The 6,214-nt window shown below is 48.9% G+C and carries 7 protein-coding genes; 1 reads left to right on the forward strand and 6 read right to left on the reverse strand.

Annotated features, from left to right (window positions below; all coding sequences use genetic code 11):
• Positions 1–220 (forward strand): GNAT family N-acetyltransferase (locus tag NTX75_00675; GenBank protein MCX5814742.1); only part of this gene is annotated, 220 nt, incomplete at its 5' end.
• A 121-nt stretch (positions 221–341) separates the two neighbouring features.
• On the opposite strand, the gene NTX75_00680 is transcribed toward NTX75_00675, so the two are convergent.
• From NTX75_00680 to NTX75_00705, 6 genes are all read right to left on the reverse strand, one after another.
• The gene (locus tag NTX75_00680; protein ID MCX5814743.1) at positions 342–2,465 is read right to left on the reverse strand and encodes a CocE/NonD family hydrolase; all 2,124 of its coding nucleotides are present in this window, start codon (positions 2,463–2,465) and stop codon (positions 342–344) included.
• 130 nt (positions 2,466–2,595) lie between these two features.
• Positions 2,596–2,859, reverse strand: coding sequence for a hypothetical protein (locus NTX75_00685; protein MCX5814744.1), 264 nt, complete (start codon positions 2,857–2,859; stop codon positions 2,596–2,598).
• Positions 2,860–2,898: 39 nt separating this feature from the next.
• Entirely contained in the window at positions 2,899–4,119 is a 1,221-nt protein-coding gene (locus NTX75_00690; protein MCX5814745.1) for a radical SAM protein, read from the reverse strand.
• Between the two features lie 192 nt (positions 4,120–4,311).
• Entirely contained in the window at positions 4,312–5,208 is an 897-nt protein-coding gene (locus tag NTX75_00695; GenBank protein MCX5814746.1) for an oxaloacetate decarboxylase, read from the reverse strand.
• Positions 5,209–5,283: 75 nt separating this feature from the next.
• Positions 5,284–5,475, reverse strand: coding sequence for a hypothetical protein (locus NTX75_00700; protein MCX5814747.1), 192 nt, complete (start codon positions 5,473–5,475; stop codon positions 5,284–5,286).
• 52 nt (positions 5,476–5,527) lie between these two features.
• Entirely contained in the window at positions 5,528–6,088 is a 561-nt protein-coding gene (locus tag NTX75_00705; protein MCX5814748.1) for a hypothetical protein, read from the reverse strand.
• Positions 6,089–6,214 lie beyond the last annotated feature (126 nt).

The raw sequence follows: 6,214 nt of genomic DNA on the forward strand, positions 1-6,214 counted from the left end.
GGAAAACGTTGGATGTATCGACACCATTGGAGTAGACAAAGAATGGCAGGGAAAAGGTATTTCCCAACTCCTGTTTAAGGAAATGTACTCCATGCTTAAAAAGCTTGGTCTTGATGCAATCTACGTCTTTGTGGACAGGAAGCAAATGGATCTCGTCAAGTTCTTTGACAAAATGGGCTTTGCCAGGGGAGATATGTTTAGCATGGAGTTAAAAATCTAACCCAGGTGCTCATGCGATCGTTGCGCGCGGATGCCGTCTGTCTTTTGCTTGGGTGGATTGCGACAACGTCAATACCACAATCGCCTGCTGCAACGGGAATTAATTCCAGGGCTCGATGATGTTATTGGTTCTTTCGCGGAATCGTCTTTTCCCACTTCTTTTCCCGAACCAACTTTTTGGCTTCGAACAGTTGCCGGGTTGTTGTCAGGTAGAAGTTCTTCTCATCCGAGGCCATACGAAATTTCGCAATAAGAAGGAGCTCGCGGCCCGGCGGCCGGATGGTATAATTTGTCACCGCCTCATAGGTAGCGCGGGCCGGATCTTTGTCGTTTACTTTCCAGGTGTTCTTTTCCTGCATGTGGTATTTGGTATCCCGGATTGTCATCCTCTGGTTGATCCCGCAGGAATACACCGCCGCGCCTGTTTCCGGGTTGTAATCGATATTTGCGCTTTTCCCTTCGTCCTCTTCCGCGTACGACGCGTCAGGCGGCCATTCCTCCTTCTCGGGCCTTGGGAGATCACAGGTTTTGGTCAGAGTGTTCTTTTCGACGACAGGCAGTTCGATGCTCGTGTCAGGCCCAGGATAGAGCTTCGTGGCGCCTTTGTAAGGAGTCGGCCAGGCCATGGGGAACTGGGCGTTACTGATGGACAGGCGGATTTTGTGCTTCGGTCTAAAACGCCAGGTCGTAAAGTGAATCTCGGCGGTAAGTCTGGTCTTTTCGCCCGGAACCAGCGGAGACTGCTTCAGACGGGATTCCCTATCGGCCGGGTTAATGAGGGTCCCGCTGACCAGCGATACTTTCCCGTCCGGCCATACGTCCTCCAATCTCACCGACCATTGGTACAGCGGAGCGTCCGCCGAAACGGTCAGGTTGACCTTGGGAAGTCCCATGATCTCGACGGATTCCTTCAGCGGTTCGGAATCAAACACCATGCTGCTTTCATCGTCAAAAGACATGTTCCCGCTCGTCTCTCCCCACCATCCGTGAACGCTGGTCCCGGCGCCGGCCTTGTATACGAGGGTGTAAGGTTTGGCTTGATCCGGGGCGGAAGAGATCAGCTTCCGGCTTTCCCCAGGGTAGAACCGACGCTCTTTAATTCCGCCGATAGGCCAATTACCGCACCGCCACTGTCCAGGGGTGGTCGTGATGTCTTCTGAAGGCCGAACGCCATCCCTCATAAAGACCATGAAACGGGGTTCGTTCATGATGCCGTTGTCAATTCCCTTCAGCCAATGGTCCCACCATTTCAGCGCCTTCTTTCTCCACTCGTAGTTTGGACCCGGAGTCCCGGTGTTCGGCCATTCGTGTTTCCATGGGCCGATATCCGCTTTAACCTGCTTATTAGGCGAGTTCAGTAAACGCACAACGGTATCGCGGTACCCGTCAAGCAGACCCCCGATGATATACACAGGGAGCTCCACACCGGACTGGAACCGTGCGGATTCCTTGCGCCAGAAGGGGCCGTCGGAAAGGTTTTCCTTCCATTTGAAATGCCAGGGCGGCTGGTCGAAGCGATTGGCGAAAAACTCCGGAGTAAGGGCATATTTTTTCGTGTCCGGGAGGGCATTATAGGTGTCGATCATTGCTTCCCAGACATCGGTGTGCATGACGCCATCGATGAAATGGACATCCTGATAGTAGAGGTCATCCGAGGCATGGGCGATCAGAATGGCTTTGAGGGCGGGCGGTTTGCGCCTGGCAACCATGAGGGAGTTGAATGCCCCCCAGGAAAGACCATACATCCCCACCTTTCCGTTCGACCACGATTTCTGGGAGAGTTGGTTGATGATTTCCACGCCGTCGGACAGTTCTTGTTCGGAATATTCTGCTTCCGGAATCACCCCGGTGCTGTCGCCGGTTCCACGGAGATCCACCTTAGCGACTACGTATCCGTGCCTTGCGAAATAGGCGCCGACGGGATAGTCCCACGACAGATAACACAGGTCGTCCTTCCGGTAGCCGTTCATCTCGAAGAAGACAGGGAATTTCTCCCCCATTCTTTTTGCCTTGGGCATCCAGTAGGAGACTGCCAGTTTAACGCCGTCCGGCATGCTGAGAGTTCCCCTCTCCACTGTAAATAAATATCCCGAGCCGGAGGGAATAACGGCCTCGGCTTCATCCTCATCTTCGTCCTCGGCTTCAAACCGGGCTTGCGGGGTCGCCGTGACGGTGCCTCCGTATAAAGACAGGAGAACGATGCAGAATAAGGAAAGAATAAAAAAAATCGACAGATATTTTTTCATTTCCGCTCCTTTTAAAAGTGTTACCTATGTACCCGGAATAGTCTGTTACCTATGTCCCCGTTCGCTCATCTTCATTTCTCTTGAAGTCAATAATAGAGTCTGACCTCCAACCCCTCCAAAAACAACGCCTTTACTGGAACATGATACTATCCTCCATGGCTGGGAGCACATGGAACGCAATGGGTTTTAGGGTCACAGTAGTCTGGGTCGCATTTGTCTGGGTCGCAGTCATAATCTGGCTGGCAATCATGCTCTGGATAGCAGGGATCTGGCAGGCAAGGATCTGAGGGATTTGGCGTGCAGGGATCTGGCATGCAAATACCGGGTTGGCAATAAGCTGGTTGGCAAGAATCTGGATCGCATCTAACTGGGCGTTTGACTCCCTTATTCGCATCTTTCGATTTCCATTCGACTATTTCCGGTTTTTCGGGTTTCATTTCGTTTCCTTTCTTTGGCATAAATTATCCTCCTCCCACTCCCCTGTATAAGGGTTATATGAGCAACCTTGAGATTGACTATTCCATGCTTTCTCAGGGCTATGTCCCTGGGCCAGCGGTCGACAATCGTGGCAAGCATAACGATACTCGCAATCTTTGCATTTCTCAACCAAGTCTTTGGTCGTTTTCCAGCATCTTTGCAATAATTCCTCGGATAGAATATTTTTTAAGGATGTTTGCAGTATATTCCCACATGCCTGGTTTCGGGCGAATATGCAAGGAATTACATCACCTCCAGGTGTTACTGCAATCTTTCCCTCTAAACAGGTATTATAGTGCAAAGCATGGGAAAATGTTTCGTGGCTAGAATAAAAAGGCGGCTTAATAGGTTGCTTGCGGTAATGCCGCGGAAGAAGACTGTTGTTATCACCCCGGCCTGTAGGCCTCACGACATCAGGTATTCTGGTCTTGACACCTAGATCTTTACATAAGTGACGAAGATTATCTACTTCATGTTCATTTACTCTGGTAATGATTGAGGCAACTCTTGTAGGAACCTTTGCTTCCACAAGTTTCCGAATCGCAGCAAGTGTCTTATCGAAGCTTCCCTTGTTTCTTGTCACCCGGTCATGAACGGCGGGATTGGCAGCATAAATTGTCGTGGCAACGTGAACTCCTTGCTCTTTAAAATAATTGATACAGTCATCATCAATCAAAGTTGCGTTTGTGAAAATCTCAATAGAATTGTAGTTGTGTTTTTTTGCCTCGTCGACCAATTCCCGCCAATACGGAACCAATAGTGGCTCTCCTCCGATCAACTGTATAGCCCTTGCTCCAGCAGCGCTGGCTTCATCAATCACCGACAGCCACCGTTCTTTTGTTACTCGGTCGGCAGTAGAATGACCGTCACTAGAAGAGTAACAGTGTATACAAGAATTGTTACAGGACGAAGTGATTTCAAGCCATAGAAAATTCAATTTCGCAGGCGGACATGACAAGTTCTCAAAAGAAACCACCCCAGGATCATTAAAAAATATTCCTCCGATGCCCATTGCTGTAAGGCGGTCAAAGAACTCGCGGCAATCTACGTTATCAGAAGAATTTGAAGTCAATAAATCGATTATTGGCCTATCCTGGTATTCTCTAAGCAATTCAACCGCTCGACGATTGATGGAATAAACTCTACCTTCTTGCAGATTATATATTGCTCCGCGCATAGCCCCTTCCACAAGATAAGAATGTTTTTTTAGCCGGTAATACAATAAAACCCTCCCCATTGGTTATAAGCCCTAACGGAAAGTTGAGCCGGAGCGTAAGCGATCGGCTCCAATATCGGGTTGGGCAATATTTCATGCTTTCCATATACGCTGCCACGTTCCGTCTCCATCGCCTTTCACTGAGTTATTTACTTATTTAACGTCCCCTTCACCCCTTGGCCGTTGAAACATTTTTTCCCGCTCGCGGATTTCCGGTGCACCGATAAAATCAAAGTATTCGCCAAAAGTGAGCATTTGATCCCGCACACTTTCACTTGTTCCGGTGTTCTTGAGGCATTTGGCCCACTTTTGCAGCGCCTTCACAGCAACATAGAGGGAAGCGCAAGGATATGCAACCACACGGAAACCAATTTCCTCCAATTCACTGGCGGTTAAAAAAGGTGATTCGCCTCCTTCTATCATGTTTGCCATGACAGGGACGCCAACTTCTTTCATGGCCTTATTGACTATTATCATATCTTCTTTCGTTTTGAGCGCTTCGATGAAGACCATGTCTGCGCCTTCAGAGGCGTACATACGGGCACGATTTACTGCATCACGAACGCCATACACGGCGGCTGAGTCTGTTCGCGCCATTATTACAAAATCAGGATCTTTGCGCGCCCACAATGCCGCTCGCAGCTTGGGAAGATATTCCTCGGTTGATACCACGCTTTTTCCTGCCATGTGACCGCATCGCTTAGGATAAGTCTGGTCTTCAATAAAAAGACCGGCGGCGCCTGCCTGCTCGCAATCCCGCACAGCTCTGATGGTATTATTCACATCTCCAAAGCCGGTGTCGATGTCGACAAAAACAGGAATATCCACCGCGTTGCAGATGTTCCGATAATTGTCTATCATTTCAGTCGCTGTGGCCAATCCAATGTCGGGGAAGCCTAAAACACTACCCGCTGTGCCGTAACCGGCCGCACTAATAGCTTTAAATCCCGCCTGTTCTAAAACCTTGGCCGATAGTGCATCGTGGCAGCAAGGTAACTGCAAAATTTCAGGTGCGTAAATTAACTGACGAAATAGAGTAGTTTTGTTCATTGTCTACCTTCCTTTTTCTTCCAATTCTCTCACAGCCCCGCTTGAATGTCGAGGAGAAATACAGGGCAATATCATTTATTCGTTTCTGGTAACGTTTCGTTTACGGGTGAAGCCATCATGCATCATCACGGCCAGTGGCGGACCTGCCATTTTGTCCATAACAACCTGAATGTAAGCACCAGCATCGTACATTTCGGCCTTTTTCATTGCCTCTTCAAGCTCGGCATTGGTAGTTACCTTTGCAGTAAACCAGTTTGTGCAGCCCAACGACACGCATCATCGGCGGCTGTAAGCCGTCCGGTGGATGCGATGGTTAGCCTCAATCACTCTTCTGGATCAAACTTTCAATTTCTCTGATTTGGTCACGTGACCACTTTATGAATTCTCTGCTTCTTTCGTCTGGCCGTAACTCCAAAAGTAATTTTGCGAAAGTCCCGACTGCGACTGATAGTGATTGGTGCTCCCTAACTTTCACTTGGTCCCAAGGACTAAGACCGTGATCTGGAATCAGATGTTTGACGTGTTCTTTTAGTTCAGCCCTCTTTACTGAATCCATCGAACCTGTAGGAACTTTGGACAATATGCTTTCAACTCGGTCAAATTTTTCTTCGTTGAAACGTCCACAGGTTGCAAGATATCGCGCTGCTTCAAGATAAACTCGTATTTGTTGTTCGAGAGACTGGCGCGCTGAATCACTTTGTTCAGCCGAATCTGCTTTCGGAGAACCCACCGGCCTCCCTTCGGCAGCGTTCTTTGTCGCTTTTATAGCTGGCGTGAAAAGTTTCGTAAACCAGTTCATATCAGTTCCCTCCTCCTTGCGGCTAACGCGGAGTTGAGCCGGAGCATAAGCGATCGGCTCCAACGGCTTGATACTATTCAAGGCCTCCTCCAGACATGGTAGAATCGGTTTGAGAGGAACCAAAATACCCAATTAAGGAGGAAGCCTTATGAACTTTTACAAAGGTCAACACAAATTTTACTGCGGTATCGATCTTCATGCAAGAAA

The sequence above is a fragment of the Pseudomonadota bacterium genome, from assembly GCA_026388315.1.
Taxonomy (GTDB): Bacteria; Desulfobacterota; Syntrophorhabdia; order Syntrophorhabdales; family Syntrophorhabdaceae; genus MWEV01.